We start from the raw sequence: 21,849 nt of genomic DNA on the forward strand, positions 1-21,849 counted from the left end.
CGGTCACACGCGTGCTACGCCCCCTCCACCTGGTTCTGATTGCCTTGCTGTTGGTACTGCAAGGCCAGATGTGGTTTGGACGTGGCAGCGTGCCCGATGTCATGCGTTTGCGCCAGCAACTGGCCGAACAAAAACAAAACAATGCAGCCGCCCAATTGGCCAATGACCGGTTGGGCGCTGAGCTGCACGACCTCAAAGATGGCCTCGAGATGGTCGAAGAGCGCGCACGCACAGAAATCGGCATGGTCAAGCCGAATGAAATTTTTGTGCAGATCGCGAAGTAACTGAGTTCTCCAGGGCATGCAGATCGCCTTGCTCGGTGCGCCACGCACCGGAAAAACCCAACTGGCTCAAGCATTGACACGCCATCTGCAGCCACAGCACGTGGAAGTGTTCGACGCGCCAGATATCACGCAACGCCCGCTGGCGCATGCATTCGACGTCACTTTGTTGTGTGGCTTGGATTTGCCAGACCCTGCTGCGACAGGGCATAAGCGCACAGCGGTTGAACGCGAAGCCATTGACCAACGCATTCGCCACCAACTCGACACCGCGCAGATCGCCTACCAAGTGGTCTATGGCGTGGGTGCCGAGCGGCTGGAGAACGCTTTGTTTTGCATTGCACGCCAAGCGCCTGGGTGGGCTGCCACACCACAGCGCCCGCAAACCCTGAACCGTTGGTCCGGTCCCTGCGAGCGTTGCGCTGATGGGGACTGCGAGCACCGGCTGTTCATGGACTTGCTGAGCAACAAATCTCGCTGATGCGGTCTCAGTGCAACGACGAAGGGCCTGGCACTTGTTGTTCTGTGCTGGTGAAAATTTGCGCTGCATCCACCGGGTCATAGCGGTATTGCTGGCCACAAAAATCACAGCCCACCTCAATGTCGCCGCGCTCGGCCAAGATACTCTCCGCCTCGGCCACGCCCAGGCTGCGAATCATCTGACTCACGCGCTCACGGTTGCATGAGCAAGCAAAACGCGGGGTTTGAGGCTCAAAACGCACCACGGGCTCTTCCCAGAAGAGGCGCCGCAAGATGGTGTCTGCGTCCAAGGTCAACAACTCCTCGCGCTTCAAACTGGCGGCCAAAATAGCGATTCGGTTGTAGTCTTCGTTGCGACCAATCTCATCTTCATCGGCAGCGGTGGAGCGGGCGGACAAGTTGCCCTCGCCCATGACAGGCAAGCGCTGGATCAACAAACCTGCCGCAGTTTTGTCATCGGCTGCCAGCACCAAGGTGGTGTCGAGCTGCTCACTTTGCAGCATGTAATGCTCAAGCACCTGGTTGAACTGCATGAGTTTTTCGCGTTGATCCCCAAACAACGGAACCACACCTTGATAAGGCTGTTGTCCAGGCAACTTGTCTTTCGGATCCAGGGTAATGGCGCAACGCCCCTCGTTGTTCTGGTTCACCATATCGGGCAAGCTGCTGGCGTCCCCAATGTCACCGACCACTTTGGCGGTGGCACGCAAGCTCAAATCGGGCTGCACTTCAACCACGGCCAGCTTCAAGGGACCATCGCCAAAAATTTGCATCACCAAAGCGCCATTGAATTTGATATTGGCTTGCATCAGCACAGCGGCAGCGGTCATCTCACCGAGCAAGTGGCGCACGGGCTCAGGATAGGCGCCGGTCTCGACATTGGCAGCGCGGCGCTTGAGCACCTCTTGCCAGACATCGGTGAGTTGCACCAACATGCCTCGCACGGGCAAGCCATCAAACAAAAATTTATGGAGCTGAGTCATCAAGCGATTTTCTTCAGTCCCAGCTTATGGCGCTGGGCATTGTCAATGTAGTGCTGCGCACTGCGGCGCAGTCCTGCGATTTGCTCAGGGGTGAGCTGGCGGACCACCTTGGCGGGGCTGCCCAAGATCATCGATCCATCAGGAAATTCTTTGCCCTCGGTCACCAACGAGCCAGCACCCACCAAACAGTTTTTGCCAATCTTGGCGCCGTTGAGCACGATGGCCCCGATGCCAATCAGCGATTCATCGCCAATCGTGCACCCATGCAACTGCACCATGTGGCCCACCGTCACATGCTTGCCCAAGGTCAAAGGCATGCCCACATCGGCATGCAGCACACTGCCGTCTTGCACATTGCTGCCTTCACCGATGGTGATCTTGTCCGAGTCGCCGCGCACCACGCTGCTGTACCAGACGCTGCTGTGCGCGCCCATCTCGACGTCACCCATCACTTGTGCGTTGTCGGCCACCCAGGCCGAGTCAGCCACGTGAGGCTTGAGCGCATCCAATTCATAAACAGCCATGACACATCCTTTGCATGTTTGGGTAATTTCTACAATTGTAGGGATGCAACTCAGATCCCATGCCCTCCAAGCCCTTTGTTTGGCACACCCACGTGACAAAGTGGATGCCGTTCAGAGCTTGTGGAAAAAGTCCCCCAGCTGGGTGCTTGACCCAACGCAGTGCATCGCATTGCCCCCCGAAGAGCTTCTACCAGGGCGTCCCGCGGCACCGCGCTTGGTGCCTCCTAAGCAGGTGGTCACACGTTCGCCCTTTACCCCTCAAGGATTGGCAGGTTTGATCCATGCCGTGTGTCACATTGAGTTCAACGCCATCAACCTTGCATTGGATGCCGTATGGCGCTTCGACAACATGCCCGAGAACTTCTACACCGACTGGATGCAGGTGGCCTTTGAGGAGTCACAACACTTTGAGCTGCTTCACACCTTGCTGCAAAGTTTGGGTTACCAGTATGGGGACTTTGATGCGCACGATGGCTTGTGGCAGATGTGCGAGAAAACAGCGGCCGATGTGTTGGCCCGCATGGCCTTGGTACCTCGTACGCTTGAGGCACGCGGGCTCGACGCCACACCCCTGATTCAAAGTAAGCTACGCAAAGCCAACAGTCCTGGCGCTTTGCGTGCGGTGGAGGTTCTGGACGTGATCTTGCGCGACGAAGTCGGACATGTGGCGATTGGCAACCACTGGTACCGCTGGTTGTGCGCACAACGCGGACTAGACCCTGTCACGCTGTATGGCGAATTGGTGCTGCGCTACGAAGCACCTCGGCTCAAACCACCGTTCAATACCGAAGCTCGTAAAAAAGCGGGCTTTACCGATACCGAACTGAATGACCTGTTGGGGTGAACACACCCAACGTCAGCCACGCGGGTGGTGTGCCGCATGCAAGGTTTTGAGGCGCTCGCGCGCAATGTGCGTGTAGATGGTGGTGGTGGAAATGTCGGCATGGCCGAGTAACAGCTGCACGGCACGCAAATCAGCACCGTGGTTGAGCAAATGGGTCGCAAACGCGTGGCGCAGGGTGTGCGGCGACAACGGCACTTGCACGCCGGCCAACACGGCATAGCGTTTGATCAGTTGCCAAAACATGACCCGCGTCATGGCCTCGCCTGCATGCTGGCCACGCACCGTGACAAACAAAGCATCGGTCTGGTGCAGCTTAAGCAAAGCTGGCCGCGCTTGTGTCAAGTAACGTTGCAGCCATTCGCGGGCCACTTCACCAAACGGTACCAAGCGCTCTTTGCTGCCTTTGCCCATGACACGCAACACGCCTTCGTTGAGCCCGACATGCAAGGTTTTGAGCCCTACCAACTCGCTCACACGCAAGCCACTGGCATAGAGCAACTCCATCATGGTCCGGTCACGCACACCCAATGGCGTGTTCACATCGGGTGCGTTGAGCAAACTCTCGACATGGGCTTCGCTCAAACTCTTGGGCACGCGCAGCGGCTGCTTGGCCGCCAGCAGCTTGAGTGTGGGGTCGACCGTCACCAAGCGCTCACGCAAAGCCCAACGGTAAAAGCGCTTGAGCACCGTGAGGCGACGGTTGGCACTGGTAGCTTTGGTCTGGCTGTGGCGTGCCGCAAAGTAATCGTGTAAGTCTGCCTCTTGAGCAGCCAGCAAAGACCTGCTGCGCTCGCTCAACCAATGCGACAGGGCATTTAAATCACGTCGATAAGCGGCCAGAGAATTGGCCGCTAAGCCGTCCTCCAGCCAGAGGGCATCGATGAAGGTGTCGATCTGCGAATCTACAGCGGCCACAACCGCCCTCCCAACGGAGAAACGCCCAAGTTAATCGAGCGAGAGCTTTTGCTCAATCACCACGCGCTTGTAGACCTCATATTCAGCCTTCATCTGGGCCGCAAATTGCTCAGGCGTATTGGCCACGATCAACGAACCCGTGTCTTCGATGCGCTTGCGCACAGCGGGGTCTTCCAAGGCCTTCTTCACACCGGCGCTGACTTTGTCCACGATGTCTTTGGGCAAACCTTTAGGTCCATAAATACCGTAATAAGCCATGCGGTTGACCGGCTCCAAGCCCACTTCTTTGAACGTGGGTACGTTCGGTAATACAGCCAAACGCTGAGGGGCAGCCACCACGATGGGCACCAAACGGTTGTCTTTGATGAAAGGCAAGGCCGAAGGCAAGTTGTCAAAAATCATCGGCACTTGACCCGCCACGGTGTCGTTGAGCGCCGGGCCTGCACCGCGGTAAGGAATGTGGGTGATGAAGGTGTTGCTGAGGTTTTTATACAACTCCATTTGCAAATGCCCAATGCCACCCGTGCCCGACGATGAGTACGAGTACTTGCCGGGCGAGCGTTTGACTTCGGCAATAAACCCCTTGTAGTCTTTGGCAGGAAAACTCGGGTGCACCGCAATGATGTTGGGCGTGGCCGCAATGTTGATGATGGCCGTGAAATCGGTCAATGCGTTGTAAGGGATCTTGGTGTTGATGGCGGGGTTGGCCGCCGTGGTCGACACAGTCGCCAGACCCAACGAGTAACCATCTGGAGGCGCCTTGGCCGTTTCGTTGGCCCCCACCACGCCGCCGCCGCCTGCTTTGTTGATCACCACCACCGTTTGGCCCAAAGCTTTGCCCAAAGGCTCAGCAATGACACGGGCAATGATGTCGGTGGTACCACCAGGCGCAAATGGCACCTGCAACTGAATAGGTCGGCTGGGATACGCCTGTGCCATCACAGCAGACGCTGCGAAACCAAGTAAGAGCCCGAACCCATGACGCTTGTGCATATCTGTACTCCTTGAGCAATACCAAAACATAGCCCTGATCGTATCCGCAACTGCGCCTGACACCGACCTGCAAGCGGTTATTCTTGGCGGGTGAATTACGCTCAACTGCTCTTCCCCGATTTCTCATTGATTCTTTGCGGTTACCTGGTCTGCCGCTACACCGCACTCAACCGCACCGTCTGGGAGCAGGTCGAGAGCTTGGTGTACTTTTTTCTATTTCCAGTCTTGTTGTTTCACTCCATCGTGCGCAGCCCGTTGGACTTGAATGCCGCCTCTCACCTGATCATGGCGGGTCTGACCTTGGGTGTCGGCAGCATCGGTTTGTCTTATGCCCTGCCTTGGCTGCCGCTGATTGGACGACACATGGACACACGGCTGCATGCGGCCAGTGCTCAGGTGGGCTTTCGCTTCAACTCGTTTGTGGCGCTGGCTTTGGCCGACCGCATTGCGGGGCCTCAAGGCTTGCTGTTGATTGCGGTGTTGATTGGCGTCTGTGTGCCCCTCTTCAACATTGGAGCAATCTGGCCCATGGCCAGGCACGGGCAGCGGGGCTTTGTGCGCGAGCTGTCACGTAACCCGCTCGTCATCGCCACCGCCTCAGGGCTGCTTGCCAACGTCGTGGGCTTGCACATCCCCAGTTGGACCGAACCCACCTTGCAACGCATTGGCGCGGCCTCACTGGCCTTGGGACTGATGGCCGCAGGTGCGGGCATGCAATTCGCCACGCTGGCACAAGCCAAGACCTTAGGCCTCGCATTACTCGCGATTCGTCACTTGCTGACGCCGCTCATGGCATGGGGCTTAGCGAACTGGTTTGCGCTCGACGCCACCCAAACCAGTGTGTTGCTGGCCTTTTCAGCACTGCCCACGGCATCCAGTTGCTATGTGCTGGCAACGCGCATGGGCTACAACGGGGCCTTTGTGGCTGGACTGGTGACGCTTTCCACCCTGTTGGGCATGTTCAGCCTACCGTTTGCCTTGGGAGTGTTGCGCTGAAACTGCTGTCTTTTGTGGCACAATATCGCGTTTTGCGGAAAGTGCGTTGAAATAGGTTGACGTGGCTACCGCAGCTGACAAGGAAGATCATGAAAGAAGGCATTCACCCCAACTACCGCGAAGTTTGCTTCGTGGACATGTCCAACGGTTTCAAGTTTGTGACCCGTTCGTGCGCCAACACCAAAGAAATGGTGAAGATGGACGATGGCCGCGAGCTGCCCTTGTTCAAACTGGATACCACCAGCGAATCACATCCCTTCTACACAGGTACACAGAAATCTGTGGACAACATGGGTGGTCGCGTGGAACGTTTCCGCAACAAGTACGGCAAAACTGCCGCCAAGTAAGCCACTCGCTCACTTCCAAGAAGGCAGCCCGACAAGGTGCTGCCTTTTTTTATGACCGAAACCACCCCCGCCATCGTCGCCCAACACGCCGTTCGCCGCTTGCCACGCGTGGCCATGTGGCTGTTTTGCCTGGCGTTTGTAGTGCCGGGCTTGTTTGGTCGCGAGCCGTGGAAAGGCAACGAAATCACGGCCTTTGGCCAAATGCTGGCTTTGGTCGATCGCCCCAGCAGTTGGCTCACCCCCATGCTGTGGGGTCAGGCTCCGGATCTGGATGCCTTGCTGCCCTATTGGCTCGGCGCATGGGCCATCCAAATGGCCCCGCATGGCATGTCCGCAGCACTGGCTGTGCGCATTCCTTTCGCCATGCTGCTGGGCTTGACCATGGCCGCCACTTGGCACGGCGCCTACTACCTGGCGCTCAGTCCACAAGCCCAACCTGTGGCTTTTGCCTTCGGGGGTGAAGCCCAACCCAAAGATTACGCCCGCACCATGGCCGACGGGGCTTTGCTGGCCTTGATCGCCTGTCTTGGCCTGGCGCAGTTGTCACACGAAGCCAGCCCTATCTTGGCGCAACTGGCTTTTGTCAGTTGTGCGTTTTATGGTGTGGCAGCCCTGCCCTACCACCCGCGTTACAGCTTGGTTGCCCTGGGACTGGGCCTGTCAGGTCTCTCCTTGAGTGGCGCGCCCAGCTTTGCTGTGCTGATGGCCGCGGGCAGCGGCCTGTTGTGCTTGCTGGATCTGGAAAGCACATCGGCCACAACAGGACGCCGTCATGCCTTGTGGCTGGTGGGCATGGGCCTGGCCGTGGCATGCATTGCCAGTGCTTTGGACGTCTGGCAATGGCGTCTGCAAACCCCGCACAACAACTGGTCTGAGTGGCGCAGTGTGTTGCGCTTGTTGGCCTGGTTCACCTGGCCTGTCTGGCCACTGGCCTTGTGGACACTGTGGCGTTGGCGTAGCCATTGGACGTCGTTGCACTGGAGCCGCCATGTGGTGCTGCCTATGTGGTTTGCCGCCCTGACCGTGGTGACCGCACTGTTCACGCCTTCTGCGGACCGCACGCTGCTGCTGGCACTCCCCCCTCTGGCCACCCTGGCCGCGTTTGCCTTGCCTACCCTGCGACGCAGCATGAGCGCATTCATTGACTGGTTCACCCTGCTGTTCTTCTCAGGTTGCGCCTTGGTCATTTGGGTGGTGTGGATTGCCATGCAAACCGGTTGGCCAACGCAACCTGCGGCCAACGTGGCACGCCTGGCACCTGGTTTTGTGCCAAGCTTTGGTGTGCTTGCCTGCGTGGTGGCTGTCATGGCCACCCTGGCCTGGGCCTGGCTGGTGCTGTGGCGGGTTGGCAAACACCGCCATGCCTTGTGGAAAAGCGTGGTGTTGCCAGCCGGCGGTGCGGCCTTGTGCTGGCTGCTGCTGATGACCTTGTGGTTGCCCTTGCTTGACTTTGCCCGCAGCTACAAACCCTGGGTGGCACAAATTCAAACCGTGATGGCGCGCGTCAGCAGCACGGCACCGAACTGTCTGATGGCCTACGGGCTGGATGCGGGTCAAATGACGGCCTTTCGCTACCACGGTGGCTTTGAGATCAAACCCCTAGATAGCAGCTCACGCCCACAACACGCCAGTTGCGAGTGGCTGCTGGTCGACAACGATTTGCGCCCTGGCTTATCCCAGGTGGTCAAGCTCAGCGAGTGGACGCGCATTCAAACCATACGTCGTCCGTCTGACAACGACGAAGACGTGATCTTGTTCCATCGCCAACCATGAGTCGCAGCGAAGGAGCCACCATCGTGCGTCACGCCAGCACGGTGCTGGTGGGGCAATTGGCTGTCATGGCGTTTGGCATCACCGACACCCTGGTGGCCGGACGTTTTGCCGACACCGCCTTGGCGGCTTTGTCAGTGGGCTCGGCCACCTACATCACGGTACACATCTCATTGATGGGCATGTTGCAAGCCTTGCTGCCGGTGTGGGCTGAATTACACGGCGCAGGCCGTCAAACGGCGGTCGGACAGTCTGTGCGGCAGGCGCTTTACCTGTGCGCGTTCACCATGGTAATTGGCATGGTGGCTTTGTTTTTTCCTGGACCGTTGCTCAACTGGACCCAGGTGCCCGCAGCGCTGCAAGCCGAAGTGCGCGAGTACCTGGCCATCGTGGCCGTGGGTTTGCCCGCTTCCCTGCTGTTTCGCATGTACGGCACCCTGAACCAAAGCCTGGGCAAACCCAAGTTGGTGACCTGGGTGCAGGTGGGCGCATTGGCCGTGAAAGTGCCACTCTCCATCGTGTTGGTGCTGGGCATACCTGGCTGGTTCGACCCCATGGGCTTGGCGGGTTGTGCCTGGGCCACCCTGGCGGTCAATTACCTGATGCTGGGCTTGGCCCTGTGGTTGCTCAAAACGCAAGACTTCTACCGCCCGTATCGCATCTGGTCACGCCTAGAACGCCCCGACTGGGCACAACTCAAGCGCTTTGTTCAACTGGGCCTGCCCAGTGGCTTGGCGATTGGGGTGGAAGTGACCTCGTTCACCTTGATGTCGTTGTTCATTTCTCGCCTGGGTGTGGTGGCCACCGCCAGCCACCAAATTGTCAGCAACATGGCCGCCGTGCTCTACATGGTGCCGCTGGCGTTGTCGATTGCCAGCAGCGCACGCGTGAGCTACTGGTTGGGTGCGGGAGACACCCAACGCGCACGCCGCGCCCTGCGCACAGGCCTGGTGTGGGTGGTTGGCATGGCGTGTTTGTTGGCCACCCTGATGGGCTGGCAACGGGACGGCATTGCGGCTCTTTACACGGTGTCCCCACAAGTCGCCACACTGGCCAGCACCCTGCTGCTGTGGGTCGCGCTGTACCACTTGGCCGATGCCTTGCAGGTGTTTTGTGTGTTCACCTTACGCAGCTATGGCATCACCGTACTGCCCCTGCTCACCTACACCTTGCTGCTATGGGGACTGGGCTTGGCGGGCGGTTATGCCGTGGCCTACGGCCAGATAGATAGCAGTGAACTGTCCTGGTTGGTGCCTGAGTCACCCATTGCGTTTTGGCAAACCAGCAGCGTCGCCTTATGTCTGACGGCTGCGGTGCTGTTGAGTGTGTTGTGGCGTGCTGCTTACCAAACCCGCACGCAACGCTGATGGTGCGCTCTTAAGCCGCGTGCTGACGCCAACGTACTGGCGGCAAAGTCAAGGTAAAGCATGACCCTTGGCCCTGCACACTTTGAATTGACAAATGGCCACCGTGACGCTGCATCACGTGTTTGACAATGGCCAGCCCCAAACCCGTGCCCCCCGATTCGCGTGAACGGCTGCGGTCAACACGGTAAAAGCGCTCGGTCAGGCGTGGCACATGTTCGGCCGCAATTCCAGGGCCTGTGTCTTGAACTGCGAAGCGTAAGCTTCCGTCGGGCAATACCTGCGCCTTGACGTCAATGTGTCCCCCGGCTGGCGTGTAACGTACTGCGTTGCTCACCAGGTTAGACAACGCGCTTTGCAGCTCACGTGGCTCGCCCAGCAAAACGGCATCCGACAAACTGGGATCTGCCGAGAACGTCAAACTTTGGGGCATGCCGTGTGCGTCCAGCAAAGACGACAACGCTTGCGCTTCTTGCTGGCAAAAGCGCAGCAGTTGGGACACGCTCAGGTTAGATTGGTAGCCCGGGTTCGGACTGCCTTCCAAGCGTGACAGGGTGAGCAGGTCTTCCACCAAGCTCTGCATGCGATGCGCTTGTGTTGCCATCAAGGCGAGATAACGCTGCTGCTCGTGTGCACTCAAGGGTAGCGTTTGCAAAGTCTCCACAAAGCCCGACAACACCGTGAGTGGCGTACGGATTTCGTGTGACACATTGGCCACGAAATCGCGGCGCATGGCTTCGGCCTGCTCAAGTGCGGTGACATCGCGTGTGATCAGGAGTTGTTTACCCTCACCATACCGGTGACGCTGCACAAAAATGCGCACGGGATGCCCCTCGCGATCATCTCGCCCGGCGATGACCACCGGTTCGCCGGGCTCAGGAGTGCTCATGTACGCCATGAACACCGGGTCGCGCACCAAATTACCAATGCGCTGCATCAAATCACGCTCAGTGTTGATGCCCAATTGCGCAGCCGCTGTTTGGTTGCACCACTCGATTTGGGTTTGGTCATCCAACAGCATCACGCCATTGGGTGAGGCCTGAATGGCCAACAAAAAGTCTTTCAATCGTTGTTCGCTGGCCAGCAAAGCACGTTCACGCTCGCGCAGCAAGCGGCGGGTACGGTCCACTACTTCGCCCCATAAACCAATGGTTTGCGGAGCTCGGTCTAAGTCACCCTGACGCAACCACGACACCACACGCAAGCCACGCAAAGCATCGAGCAGCCACCACAACAATCCGGCCAGCAAGGCCCCACTGAGCAAAGAGGCCCATGCGGTAAGCACCGTTTTGGCGCCACCCCAGAAATAACCCAGGGCTGCGCCGAAAGAAAGCAGAAAAAGAAGACTGAAAAAACGCCAGAACACGTGACCCTTCAGAGACCTATCAGGTCTTGGCTGTGATTCGGTATCCTACGCCACGCACCGTTTCCACCATGGCACCGGCCTCACCCAAAGCCTCACGCAAGCGCTTGACGTGCACGTCGACCGTGCGTTCTTCAATGAACACATGGTCCCCCCACACGCGATCGAGCAACTGGCTGCGGCTATGTACACGCTCGGCATGGTGCATCAAATAATTGAGCAGCTTGAATTCAGTCGGCCCTAGCTTGATGGACTGATCCTGATAACTCACACGGTGCGTGGAACCATCGAGTTGCAGCAAACCGACCTTGACCACATCGCTGGCTTGTTCGGGTGCACGCCGACGCAAAACCGCACGGATGCGTGCCAACAGCTCCTGGGTCGAGAACGGCTTGGTGATGTAGTCATCTGCGCCAGCGTCCAAGCCCGCCACCTTGTCAGGCTCATCGCCACGCGCTGTCAGCATCAAAATTGGAATGGTCTTGGTGCGTGGGTCTGCACGCCAGCGACGCGCCAACACCAAACCACTGTGGCCAGGCAGCATCCAATCCAGCAAGATGACGTCGGGCAACACCTCATCGATTTCTTTTTGGGCAGCCTCACCATCGGACGCCAGCACAGCCAGCATGCCCTGGTGGCGCAAATTGACTGCAATCAATTCGGCAATGGCCGACTCATCTTCCACCACCAACACTCGGGCCATTTTCATGTCAGATCAGTCCTGCTCAACCCATGGACGATTCAACATCGGCCAATGGTGTGTGGCGCACATCTTCGCCTTTGACGATGTAAATGATGAACTCTGCAATGTTCTTGGCATGGTCGCCAATCCGCTCAATGGCTTTGGCAATGAACAACAAATCCAAGCTGGCGGAGATGGTGCGCGGGTCTTCCATCATGTAGGTGATGAGCTTGCGAACAAAGCCATCGAACTCTTGGTCAATCTGATCGTCTTCACGCAAGATGCTGACCGCAGCAGGCACATCCAAACGGGCAAAAGCATCCAGTGCTTTGCGCAGCAAGCCCGACGCCAGCTCTGCACACATGCGCAAATCGGTCGAAGGCAAGGTGCGGGGAGTACCCCCATCGATGATGGACTTGACCATGCGTGCAATCTTCGAAGCCTCATCACCCACACGCTCCAGGTTAGCAGTGGTTTTTGACATGGCCATCAGCAAACGCAAATCGCGCGCAGTAGGCTGCCTGCGACCAATGATGGATGAGATGTCGCGGTCGATTTCAACTTCCAGTGCATTGACACGTGCTTCTTGATGCAACACATCTTCAGCCACCTCGGCACTGAAATGTGACAAGGCATGGATGGCTTGTCGAATTTGCGACTCAACCAATCCGCCCATCTCCATGACGCGAGAAGACAGGTTGTTGAGGTCGTTGTCGAACTGGGAGGACAGGTGTTTATCAGGCATGGTGCATCTCTTCCAAAAAGCATTAGCCGAATCGGCCAGTGATGTAGTCTTCGGTCTCTTGGCGCTTGGGTTTGAAGAAAATTTGTTCGGTCTGACCAAATTCCACCAAGTCCCCCAGGTACATGTACGCCGTGTTGTCACTGCAACGCGCCGCTTGTTGCATGTTGTGCGTCACGATGACCACGGTGTAGTCACGCTTGAGTTCAATGATCAACTCTTCTACTTTGGCGGTTGAAATCGGGTCCAGGGCAGAGCAAGGCTCATCCAACAACAACACTTCAGGCTTGATGGCAATACCACGTGCAATGCACAAACGCTGTTGCTGACCACCCGAGAGACCCGAGCCGCTTTGTTGCAACTTGTCTTTGACTTCGGTCCACAAGGCCGCTTTGCGCAACGCCCATTCCACGCGGTCATCCATGTCGCTGGCATTGAGGTTTTCAAACAGCTTCACACCAAAGGCGATGTTGTTGTAGATCGACATCGGAAACGGGGTGGGCTTTTGAAACACCATGCCGACTTTGGCACGGATCAAGGCCACGTCTTGCTTGGAAGTGAGCAGGTTCTCACCATCGAGTTCAATCACGCCTTCGGCACGCTGCTCGGGATAGAGCTCAAACATGCGGTTGAAGGTGCGCAACAATGTGGACTTGCCACACCCCGAAGGACCGATGAAAGCGGTGACCTGGTTTTCGGGAATTTCAAGGTTGATGTTTTTGAGCGCGTGGAATTTGCCGTAATAAAAATTCAGGTCTTTGACTGAAATTTTGGCTTTGGTCGCAACTGCGGTATCCATGGTTCGCCTTTGGAAGATTAGTCTTTTTGACGCGTGAGCACACGCGCCAAAATATTGAGGCCCAACACCGCCACGGTGATGAGAAACACGCCAGCCCAAGCCAGCTCTTGCCAGTTTTGGTAAGGGCTCATGGCAAATTTAAAAATCGTCACGGGCAAACTGGCCATAGGTTCAGACAAACTGGAGGTCCAGAACTGGTTGCTCAGTGCTGTGAACAACAAGGGCGCCGTCTCTCCTGAAATACGCGCCACAGCCAACAAAATACCTGTAACGACCCCTGCACGCGCAGCCCGCAAGGTGATGCTGGAGATCACTTTCCACTTCGGAGCACCCAAGGCGTAAGCCGCCTCACGCAAACCGGAGGGCACCAACTGCAACATGTTTTCGGTGGTGCGAATCACCACCGGAATCACAATCAGCGCCAAGGCCACCACACCGGCCCAACCCGAAAAAGACTTGAAGCGTGCCACCACCAGGGTGTAGACAAACAGGCCAATCACAATCGATGGCGCTGACAGCAAGATGTCGTTCACAAAACGGGTGACGCTTGCGAGCAGGCTCTTGGGTGAATATTCAGCCAAGTAAATGCCAGCCATGATGCCGATGGGCGTGCCCACGAAGGTGGCCAATGTCACCATTAAGAACGAACCGTAAATGGCATTGGCAATGCCGCCCACATCGTTAGGGGCTGGCGTGGACTCGGTGAGTGCCACCCAAGTCAAACCGCCCACACCCAAACGAATGGTTTCCCACAAAATCCAGACCAACCAGACCAGGCCAAACGCCATCGCCGACATGGACAAAAACAAGGCCACGCGGTTGACACGCTGACGCGCTGCAAATTTAGCCAAACGGGGATCGCTCATGACTTGGTCCCTTCGCTGCGCTGCATGCGAGCCAACAATACTTTTGACAGCGCCAACACCACGAAGGTGATGAAGAACAACACCAGTCCCAAGTAAATCAAAGACGCTTGGTGCAGCCCTTCTGAAGCTTCCGCAAATTCATTGGCCAAAGCCGAGGTGATGCTGTTGGCGGCTTCAAACACACTGAGAGAGTTGAGTTGGTTCATGTTGCCAATCACAAAAGTCACGGCCATCGTCTCGCCCAATGCACGACCCAACCCCAACATGATGCCGCCGATGACACCCGCTTTGGTGTAGGGCAACACCACGGTGGACACCACTTCCCAAGTGGTCGCCCCCAAGCCGTAGGCGGACTCTTTCAACAAAGGAGGCGTGACTTCAAACACATCGCGCATGACCGATGCGATGAACGGAATGATCATGATGGCCAAAATAATGCCGGCCGACAAAATACCAATACCCACAGGCGGCCCGGAAACCATGGCCCCTAGGTAGGGCACACCCGTCAGCAGCTTTTGCAAGGGCACTTGCACATAGGTCGACAAAATGGGACCAAACACCAACAGGCCCCACATGCCATAGACGATAGAGGGAATGGCCGCCAGCAACTCAATGGCAGTCCCCAGAGGACGTTTGAGCCAGGCGGGCGACAGCTCAGTCAAAAACAAGGCAATGCCAAAACTGACCGGCACCGCAATCAACAACGCGATGAACGAGGTGGTCAGCGTGCCATAAATCATGACCAAACCGCCGTAGTCGTTCTTCACGGGGTCCCACACAGTGCGGGTCAAAAAGCCCAGGCCATAAGCATGAATGGCAGGCCAAGCACCCACCACCAAGGACAACAAAATACCAAACAACAACGCCAAGGTCAGACATGCCGCAGCAAGTGCCGCCCAGCCAAACAAACGGTCAATCAAGGACCCCATGCGCAAACTGGGAGGTAAAGGTGGTGGATTCATGTCTCGCTCATCACGTCGTGAAAAGGGGCCGCCGGAAACAGCAGGCCCACGGTCTGAGAGTGTATGACTCGTCACGTCTGGGGCCTTGGTTTCAAGATGAATAAATTTAGAACGCGACCGACTTGCCCGAAGCGTCTTTGATTTGGCTCCACGACTTACGGATGACGTCTTTCACCTTGTCGGGCATGGGCACATAGTCCAGATCGTCGGCAATCTTGTCACCGTTTTTATAACCCCAGTCGAAGAACTTGAGCGCTGCAGAGCCGTTGTCAGGCTTGTCTTGCACTTTGTGCATCAAGATGAAAGTGGCGCCAGTAATGGGCCATGCATCTTTGCCCACTTGGTTCGTCAAGATTTGGTAGAAGCTCTTGGACCAGTCGGCACCGGCAGCAGCCGCCTTGAAGGCTGAGTCGTCAGGCGAGACAAAGTTGCCAGAAGCATTTTTGACTTGCGCAAAAACCATTTTGTTTTGCTTCACATAAGCGTATTCCACGTAGCCAATGGAGTTGGGCAAGCGGCTCACAAACGCTGCCACGCCTTCGTTTCCTTTGCCACCTGCACCTGTGGGCCAGTTCACAGCTGTACCGTCACCGACTTTGGCTTTCCAATCGGCATTGACCTTGCTCAGGTAGTTGGTGAACAAGAAGGTGGTGCCGGAACCGTCAGAGCGACGCACTGGAGCAATCGTCTCATCGGGCAATTTGACGTTAGGGTTCAAGGCCTTGATGGCAGCGTCGCTCCACTTGGTGATCTTGCCCAGGTAAATATCACCCAGCACCTCGCCCGTTAGCTTCAACTGACCAGGAGTCAGACCGGCGATGTTGACGACAGGCACCACACCACCAATGACAGTGGGGAATTGCATTTGGTTTTTCTGAGCCAGCTCTTCATCTTTCAAGGGCATGTCCGACGCGCCAAAGTCCACCGTCTTGGCATCGATTTGCTTGATGCCAGCACCTGAACCCACCGATTGGTAGTTGACCTTGTGGCCCGTGACTTTGTTGTACTCAGCCGCCCATTTGCTGTAGATAGGCGCAGGAAAACTGGCGCCAGCGCCCGTGATGTCTTGCGCCGAAGCGGTGACACCGCCAAAAGCCAGAGCGGTGATGGCCAGCAGTGATTGAATGACGTTTGATTTCATGGAGTTTCCTTGTAGGTCATGAAGAGATGTGTGTACTGTATGAACACTTTGTGACAGCTTCGTGACGAAAACCCTAGCTTGCGCGTTCAAGCACTCAATTACGATGCCCCACAGAGAAACGCCACATGGTCTGCGGTGTGAAGTTGATCACTGGGTCATAAGCAATGCGGGTGAAGAAGTGCGCAAAGTCATACGTCACACTCAGGCCCGTGCGGTGCACCATGCGGTCTTCGACCAGACCACTTTTGAACAACACATCGAGCGTCAAGCGCTGATCATCAGGCATGGGGGTTCGATATAGCAAGTGCAGATGCTGTTGATCTGGGTTTTGGCGGTTGTCTCGCACCACTTGTAGAGACACCGATTGCAAGGACGACCAACGGTAGCCCACAGAGGCCATCCAGGCATCGTTGGGGTCAAAGTTGAGGTTGACATACGGGTGAAGGTTGGTACGCCCCAAGCCAACCCCCGCAAACAATGTATCGCCCGTTTCAACCGACAAACTGCCACCCCAAAAACCACCTGAAGCGGTTTGCACCGAAGGCATGATGCGCCAGTGCGAGGCCTCGAAGCTTTTGTCCCACCCCATGCGAGGTTGAGACACTTGCTGCTCGGGTGAACGGTACCAAGCCCCCCAGATATTGCCTAGCTGCGACGTTTGCCGGACATTGATGTCCAACCCATGGCTGTTGGACAGCCCCCCGCCAGATAAGGCGTACACACCGGTGGTGAACTTGTACGAAGGCTCCTCAGCCTGTGCGCTGCTGCAACCCAGCGCACACCACAGTACCAAGCCAGCGCATCGCTTGATCATGCTCAGACAAGCAAGGTGTCGGCAATACGCTGTGCGCAGCGCTGGGCTTGGTCTGCATCTTGTGCTTCCACCATCACGCGCACCAGAGGCTCGGTGCCACTGGCGCGAATCAACACACGCCCGCTCTGGCCCAACTCGGCGCGAACTTTCTCGGTTTCTTCTTGCATGCGGGTGTTGGCCTGCCATTCTTGGCCTGGACGCAAGCGCACATTGACCAGCGTTTGCGGGAACAAGGTGACATCTTTGAGCAAATCAGCCATGGTGCGGCCACTGCGCACGCAAGTTTGCAGCACCTGCAAAGCGCTGACCAAGCCATCACCCGTGGTGTGCTTGTCCAACGCCAGCAAATGCCCGGAGCCCTCGCCCCCCAAGATCCAATGGTGTTTTTCAAGCTCTTCCAACACATAACGGTCGCCGACCTTGGCACGCACAAATTGCACACCACGGCGGGTCAAGGCCACTTCAACGGCCATGTTGGTCATGAGTGTGCCCACCACGCCAGGTAACACCTCGTCTCTGGCCAAGCGGTCATCGGCCATGAGATACAACAACTCGTCACCGTTGTACAAGCGACCTTGGTCATCCACGATTTGCAGACGGTCGGCGTCGCCATCCAGAGCCACACCGAAGTCAGCATGGTTGGCTTTGACCGCGCGTACCAACGCCTCGGGGTGGGTAGCCCCCACTTCGTGGTTGATGTTGAGGCCATCGGGGCTACAACCAATCGCCACCACCTCTGCGCCGAGCTCATGGAACACCTTGGGCGCGATGTGATAGGCCGCACCGTGCGCGGCATCGACCACGACTTTGAGGCCTTTGAGGGTCAAGTCATGCGCAAAGGTGCTTTTGCAAAACTCGATGTAACGACCTGCCGCATCGTCCAGACGGCGAGTTTTACCCAGATTCGCGGAATCCACCCAGACGGGGGCTTCTTCTAACGCGGTCTCCACGGCTTGTTCCCACGCGTCGCTGAGTTTGGTGCCTTGGGCACTGAAGAACTTGATGCCGTTGTCAGCAAAAGGGTTGTGACTGGCACTGATGACCACGCCCAAGCTCGCACGCTGCGCGCGTGTGAGATAGGCCACACCCGGCGTAGGCAAAGGGCCCAGCAGCACCACATGAACACCCGCAGAGTTAAAGCCTGACTCCAGGGCAGACTCCAGCATATAGCCTGAAATGCGGGTGTCTTTGCCAATCAACACCGTGGGGTTGGCCTCGGTTTGTTTGAGCACACGGCCTACGGCATGAGCCAAACGCAACACAAAGTCAGGCGTGATGGGGGCTTGCCCCACGGTGCCACGAATGCCATCGGTGCCAAAGTATTGACGTGTCATATTTTTTGTTTTTTGAGGAATGATGGAGAGATTGTCTCAAAGAGTGGCGGACTGCCAGACCTTCAAGGCGTGGACAGTTTGCGCAACGTCATGCACACGCACAATGCGTGCGCCTCGCTCAACCGCCAACAGCGCAGCCGCCACACTGGGCACTAAGCGCTCGTGCACCTCACAGCCAGTCACAGCACCGAGCGAGGACTTGCGCGACCACCCCACCAGCAAGGGATAACCCAAAGCAAGCAACTCGGCTTGGCCAGACAGCAATTCAAAATTCTGTGCCACTGTTTTGCCAAACCCTACCCCCGGATCAAGCGTGATGCGCTCACGGGATACGCCCAAAGCATGTAGTTGTTGCGCCTGTTCGTTCAAAAACTCACGGACAACAGGCAAGGCCAAGCCTTCCATCGGACGCAATTGCATGGTGCGTGGTTCACCCGCCATGTGCATCAGACACACACCACAACTCGGGTGTGCTGCCAGCACAGCCTGTGCACCCGGTTGGCGCAAAGCCCAGATGTCGTTCACGATGTCAACCCCCGCATCCAACACAGCTTGCATGGCCTGTGGTTTGTAGGTATCCACCGACAGCGGCACCTGCCACTGCAAAGCCTCTCGCACCACGGGAAGCACGCGCGCCAATTCCTCCTCCAACGACACCGCAGGCGCTCCAGGACGGGTTGACTCCCCGCCAATGTCCAGCATATCGGCCCCTTCTTTGAGCAATTGCTCGGCATGCGCCAAGGCGGCTTGTGTGGTGGGGTGCTGGCCACCGTCTGAAAAGGAGTCTGGTGTGACGTTGACGATGCCCATCACTTGGGGGCGGCTCAGGTCAATGCGAAAGCGTGTGGTTTGCCAAAACATAAAGCGTCCATGAAAAACGGGGCTTGCGCCCCGTTGGTTGATGTCATCCACTGACCGAACTCCATCACGCAGCCGATGGGGCTGGATCAGGTTGAACAGCCGGCGTGCCACCACTGCCACCACCCGACGAAGGGGTGCGAGGCGTCCAGTCTTTGGGAGGACGTGGCTCACGGCCAGCCATGATGTCATCGAGCTGCTCGGTGTCAATGGTTTCCCATTCCAGCAGCGCTTTGGCCATGGCGTGCATTTTGTCGGCGTTCTCTTCAATCAGGCCGCGCGCCAACGCATATTGCGCGTCAATGATGCTGCGCACTTCCATGTCCACTTTTTGCATGGTGGCTTCGGACATGTTGGTGGTCTTGGTGACCGAGCGGCCCAAGAACACTTCGCCTTCGTTTTCGGCGTACACCATGGGTCCTAATGCCTGGGTCATGCCGTAGCGCATCACCATGTCACGGGCGATTGAGGTGGCACGTTCAAAGTCGTTGCTCGCACCGGTGGTCATTTGGTGCATGAACACTTCTTCTGCAATACGGCCACCAAAGAGCATGCTGATTTGGTTCAACATGTATTCGCGGTCGTAGCTGTAGCGGTCTTGTGCCGGCAGGCTCATGGTCACACCCAAGGCGCGGCCACGGGGAATGATGGTCACTTTATGCACAGGGTCGCACTTGGGCAAGAGCTTGCCAATCAAGGCATGACCAGACTCGTGATACGCCGTGTTGCGACGCTCCTCTTCCGGCATGACCATGCTCTTGCGCTCAGGCCCCATCAAGATTTTGTCTTTGGCTTTTTCAAAGTCGACCATCTCGACCACACGGGCGTTGCGACGCGCGGCCATCAAGGCGGCTTCGTTACACAGGTTGGCCAAGTCAGCACCGCTCATGCCGGGTGTACCGCGCGCGATCACGCTGGCGTTGACATCTTGGCCCAAAGGCACTTTGCGCATGTGAACGTTCAAAATTTGTTCGCGGCCACGGATGTCGGGCAGTGTCACGTAGACCTGGCGGTCAAAGCGGCCCGGACGCAGCAAGGCAGCATCCAAAATATCGGGGCGGTTGGTGGCCGCGACCACGATCACGCCGAGGTTGGTTTCGAAACCATCCATCTCCACCAGCATTTGGTTCAGGGTTTGTTCGCGTTCGTCATTGCCGCCACCCAAACCCGCGCCACGTTGGCGACCTACTGCGTCGATCTCATCGATGAAGATGATGCAAGGTGCATTTTTCTTGGCGTTCTCAAACATGTCGCGCACACGGGCTGCACCGACACCAACGAACATTTCCACAAAGTCCGAGCCTGAAATGCTGAAGAACGGCACCTTGGCTTCGCCAGCAATGCCTTTGGCCAACAAGGTTTTACCTGTACCTGGAGGCCCGACCAGCAGCAAGCCACGAGGGATACGTCCACCGAGCTTTTGGAATTTTTGCGGGTCTTTGAGGAAGTCGACCACTTCTTTGACTTCTTCTTTGGCCTCATCGCAACCAGCCACATCAGCAAAGGTCACGGTGTTGTTGTTCTCGTCGAGCATGCGCGCTTTGCTTTTGCCAAAGCTGAAGGCCCCGCCTTTACCGCCGCCTTGCATTTGACGCATGAAGTACACCCACACGCCAATCAACAGCAACATAGGGCCCCAACTGACCAACAAGGTCATGAGCAAAGAGCCTTCTTCGCGCGGTTTGACATCGAACTTGACACCATTGGCAATCAAGTCGCCCACCAAACCACGGTCCAGGTAAGTAGCGGTGGTGCGGATTTTTCGTTCGTCGTTGGTGACAGCGACGATTTCGGTGCCCCCTTGACCTTCTTGAATGGTGGCGGTCTTGATGCGCTTAGCTCGAACTTCTTCAAGGAAGTCCGAATAGCCCATGTAGCCAGAGCCAGCGCCGGGACGTGTTTCAAATTGTTTGAACACGGTGAACAGCACCAAGGCGATCACCAACCAAACAGCGACTTTTGAGAACCATTGATTGTTCAATGTGGGCTCCGAATAGAAAGAGAGTACGGGTCGTACTTAGATGCGCCCCATTTTAGGCCTTTCAAGCCATCAACCCGCGTTATTTGCAGGAATCAGCCATCCCGGCGTCAAGGGTTTGCCACATGGCGATGTTTCAGGCCGATACCAACCAAAAAGGTTTCACTTGATTTATCACGGCTGGCTTTGGGTTTGATCGGTTTGACCACGTGAAAAGTGTCCTTGAACAACTTGGTGAGTGGGCCGTAGCTACTGCCATGAAAGAGTTTGACCACCAAGGCGCCTTCGTCTTTCATATGGTGTTGTGCGAAATCGACCGCCAACTCCACCAGATGGGTAATACGGGCCGCGTCTGCTGACTCGATGCCGGACAAATTGGGGGCCATGTCAGACACCACCACATCGGCCAGACGACCTTGTAAGGCCTGCTCGAGCTGAACCAACATCTCAGGCTCGCGAAAGTCACCGTTCAAAAATTGAACGCCTTCTACAGGCTCCATCGGCAAAATATCCAACGCGATGATGGTGCCATTCAAGGTGCCAACCGCAGCCCCTTCGGGTGATAAGCGACGTCGCACATATTGACTCCAGGCACCAGGCGTGGAACCCAGATCAACCACCAGATGGCCCGGCTTGATCAAGCCCAGTTGCTCGTCAATTTCTTTCAGCTTGAACGCAGCACGCGCGCGGTAGCCGTCCTTCTTCGCCATCTTGACGTAAGGGTCGTTGACATGGTCGTTGAGCCATGACTTGTTGACCTTTTTGCTTTTAGTTTTAACTTTCAATTCATACCTTTGAACGAGCGGGGATAAT

General features: G+C 56.8%; 23 protein-coding genes. 7 read left to right on the plus strand and 16 right to left on the minus strand.

What is annotated here, in order from left to right; all coding sequences use genetic code 11:
- The first annotated feature begins 11 nt into the window (after positions 1–11).
- Positions 12–284 (plus strand): cell division protein FtsB, encoded by a 273-nt coding sequence (gene ftsB, locus B9Z39_RS06695; protein ID WP_100146740.1) that lies wholly within the window; start codon positions 12–14, stop codon positions 282–284.
- Positions 285–300: 16 nt separating this feature from the next.
- Positions 301–762 carry a hypothetical protein gene (locus tag B9Z39_RS06700; protein ID WP_108301126.1) on the plus strand — a complete coding sequence of 154 codons (462 nt, stop codon included), beginning with the start codon at positions 301–303 and terminating at the stop codon, positions 760–762.
- 7 nt (positions 763–769) lie between these two features.
- Here the strand turns inward: B9Z39_RS06700 and B9Z39_RS06705 are convergent, their stop codons facing one another.
- Both B9Z39_RS06705 and B9Z39_RS06710 read right to left on the minus strand, forming a co-directional pair.
- Positions 770–1,744 carry an Hsp33 family molecular chaperone HslO gene (locus B9Z39_RS06705; RefSeq protein ID WP_108301127.1) on the minus strand — a complete coding sequence of 325 codons (975 nt, stop codon included), beginning with the start codon at positions 1,742–1,744 and terminating at the stop codon, positions 770–772.
- On the minus strand, positions 1,744–2,268 hold the full coding sequence (locus B9Z39_RS06710; RefSeq protein ID WP_108301128.1) for a gamma carbonic anhydrase family protein: 525 nt from the start codon (positions 2,266–2,268) through the stop codon (positions 1,744–1,746). The genes B9Z39_RS06705 and B9Z39_RS06710 overlap by 1 nt, the downstream gene beginning before the upstream one ends.
- A gap of 43 nt (positions 2,269–2,311) precedes the next feature.
- On the opposite strand from B9Z39_RS06710, the gene B9Z39_RS06715 reads away from it, so the two are divergent.
- The gene (locus B9Z39_RS06715; RefSeq protein ID WP_100146744.1) at positions 2,312–3,112 is read left to right on the plus strand and encodes a ferritin-like domain-containing protein; all 801 of its coding nucleotides are present in this window, start codon (positions 2,312–2,314) and stop codon (positions 3,110–3,112) included.
- Positions 3,113–3,124: 12 nt separating this feature from the next.
- On the opposite strand, the gene xerD is transcribed toward B9Z39_RS06715, so the two are convergent.
- On the minus strand, positions 3,125–4,027 hold the full coding sequence (gene xerD / locus B9Z39_RS06720) for a site-specific tyrosine recombinase XerD (protein WP_108301129.1): 903 nt from the start codon (positions 4,025–4,027) through the stop codon (positions 3,125–3,127).
- Between the two features lie 30 nt (positions 4,028–4,057).
- Complete coding sequence (locus B9Z39_RS06725; RefSeq protein WP_100146746.1) at positions 4,058–5,020, minus strand: tripartite tricarboxylate transporter substrate binding protein BugE; 963 nt, start codon at positions 5,018–5,020, stop codon at positions 4,058–4,060.
- Positions 5,021–5,110: 90 nt separating this feature from the next.
- Here B9Z39_RS06725 and B9Z39_RS06730 point away from each other — a divergent pair, with 90 nt between their 5' ends.
- The 4 genes from B9Z39_RS06730 to B9Z39_RS06745 all read left to right on the plus strand — a co-directional run bounded on the left by B9Z39_RS06730 (position 5,111) and on the right by B9Z39_RS06745 (position 9,500).
- Positions 5,111–6,016 carry an AEC family transporter gene (locus B9Z39_RS06730; RefSeq protein WP_108301130.1) on the plus strand — a complete coding sequence of 302 codons (906 nt, stop codon included), beginning with the start codon at positions 5,111–5,113 and terminating at the stop codon, positions 6,014–6,016.
- Positions 6,017–6,105: 89 nt separating this feature from the next.
- Positions 6,106–6,363 carry a type B 50S ribosomal protein L31 gene (locus tag B9Z39_RS06735; RefSeq protein WP_100146748.1) on the plus strand — a complete coding sequence of 86 codons (258 nt, stop codon included), beginning with the start codon at positions 6,106–6,108 and terminating at the stop codon, positions 6,361–6,363.
- Positions 6,364–6,414: 51 nt separating this feature from the next.
- A complete protein-coding gene (locus B9Z39_RS06740; RefSeq protein ID WP_108301131.1) occupies positions 6,415–8,136 on the plus strand; it encodes a hypothetical protein in 1,722 nt (573 codons plus the stop codon).
- A complete protein-coding gene (locus B9Z39_RS06745; protein WP_108301132.1) occupies positions 8,133–9,500 on the plus strand; it encodes an MATE family efflux transporter in 1,368 nt (455 codons plus the stop codon). The genes B9Z39_RS06740 and B9Z39_RS06745 overlap by 4 nt, the downstream gene beginning before the upstream one ends.
- A gap of 10 nt (positions 9,501–9,510) precedes the next feature.
- Here B9Z39_RS06745 and phoR read toward each other — a convergent pair whose 3' ends face one another.
- From phoR to B9Z39_RS06805, 12 genes are all read right to left on the minus strand, one after another.
- Entirely contained in the window at positions 9,511–10,863 is a 1,353-nt protein-coding gene (phoR, locus tag B9Z39_RS06750) for a phosphate regulon sensor histidine kinase PhoR (RefSeq protein WP_108301133.1), read from the minus strand.
- A 19-nt stretch (positions 10,864–10,882) separates the two neighbouring features.
- Positions 10,883–11,569 carry a phosphate regulon transcriptional regulator PhoB gene (gene phoB, locus B9Z39_RS06755; RefSeq protein ID WP_100146752.1) on the minus strand — a complete coding sequence of 229 codons (687 nt, stop codon included), beginning with the start codon at positions 11,567–11,569 and terminating at the stop codon, positions 10,883–10,885.
- A 16-nt stretch (positions 11,570–11,585) separates the two neighbouring features.
- The gene (gene phoU / locus B9Z39_RS06760) at positions 11,586–12,287 is read right to left on the minus strand and encodes a phosphate signaling complex protein PhoU (RefSeq protein WP_100146753.1); all 702 of its coding nucleotides are present in this window, start codon (positions 12,285–12,287) and stop codon (positions 11,586–11,588) included.
- A gap of 22 nt (positions 12,288–12,309) precedes the next feature.
- Positions 12,310–13,083: a phosphate ABC transporter ATP-binding protein PstB gene (gene pstB, locus B9Z39_RS06765; protein ID WP_100146754.1), complete on the minus strand. Its 774-nt coding sequence runs from the start codon at positions 13,081–13,083 to the stop codon at positions 12,310–12,312.
- 17 nt (positions 13,084–13,100) lie between these two features.
- A complete protein-coding gene (gene pstA / locus B9Z39_RS06770; RefSeq protein WP_100146755.1) occupies positions 13,101–13,949 on the minus strand; it encodes a phosphate ABC transporter permease PstA in 849 nt (282 codons plus the stop codon).
- A complete protein-coding gene (pstC, locus tag B9Z39_RS06775) occupies positions 13,946–14,911 on the minus strand; it encodes a phosphate ABC transporter permease subunit PstC (protein WP_108301134.1) in 966 nt (321 codons plus the stop codon). The genes pstA and pstC overlap by 4 nt, the downstream gene beginning before the upstream one ends.
- 106 nt (positions 14,912–15,017) lie before the next feature.
- On the minus strand, positions 15,018–16,052 hold the full coding sequence (gene pstS / locus B9Z39_RS06780) for a phosphate ABC transporter substrate-binding protein PstS (RefSeq protein WP_108301135.1): 1,035 nt from the start codon (positions 16,050–16,052) through the stop codon (positions 15,018–15,020).
- Positions 16,053–16,146: 94 nt separating this feature from the next.
- Positions 16,147–16,866: a hypothetical protein gene (locus tag B9Z39_RS06785; RefSeq protein WP_233248936.1), complete on the minus strand. Its 720-nt coding sequence runs from the start codon at positions 16,864–16,866 to the stop codon at positions 16,147–16,149.
- A gap of 2 nt (positions 16,867–16,868) precedes the next feature.
- A complete protein-coding gene (gene glmM, locus B9Z39_RS06790; RefSeq protein WP_108301136.1) occupies positions 16,869–18,200 on the minus strand; it encodes a phosphoglucosamine mutase in 1,332 nt (443 codons plus the stop codon).
- A gap of 36 nt (positions 18,201–18,236) precedes the next feature.
- Positions 18,237–19,061 (minus strand): dihydropteroate synthase, encoded by an 825-nt coding sequence (folP, locus tag B9Z39_RS06795; RefSeq protein ID WP_108301137.1) that lies wholly within the window; start codon positions 19,059–19,061, stop codon positions 18,237–18,239.
- 64 nt (positions 19,062–19,125) lie between these two features.
- Positions 19,126–21,039 carry an ATP-dependent zinc metalloprotease FtsH gene (gene ftsH / locus B9Z39_RS06800; RefSeq protein WP_100146760.1) on the minus strand — a complete coding sequence of 638 codons (1,914 nt, stop codon included), beginning with the start codon at positions 21,037–21,039 and terminating at the stop codon, positions 19,126–19,128.
- A 107-nt stretch (positions 21,040–21,146) separates the two neighbouring features.
- Positions 21,147–21,821 carry an RlmE family RNA methyltransferase gene (locus B9Z39_RS06805; protein ID WP_100146761.1) on the minus strand — a complete coding sequence of 225 codons (675 nt, stop codon included), beginning with the start codon at positions 21,819–21,821 and terminating at the stop codon, positions 21,147–21,149.
- Between the last annotated feature and the right edge of the window lie 28 nt (positions 21,822–21,849).

The organism is Limnohabitans sp. JirII-29 (assembly GCF_003063395.1).
GTDB lineage: Bacteria > Pseudomonadota > Gammaproteobacteria > Burkholderiales > Burkholderiaceae_C > Limnohabitans.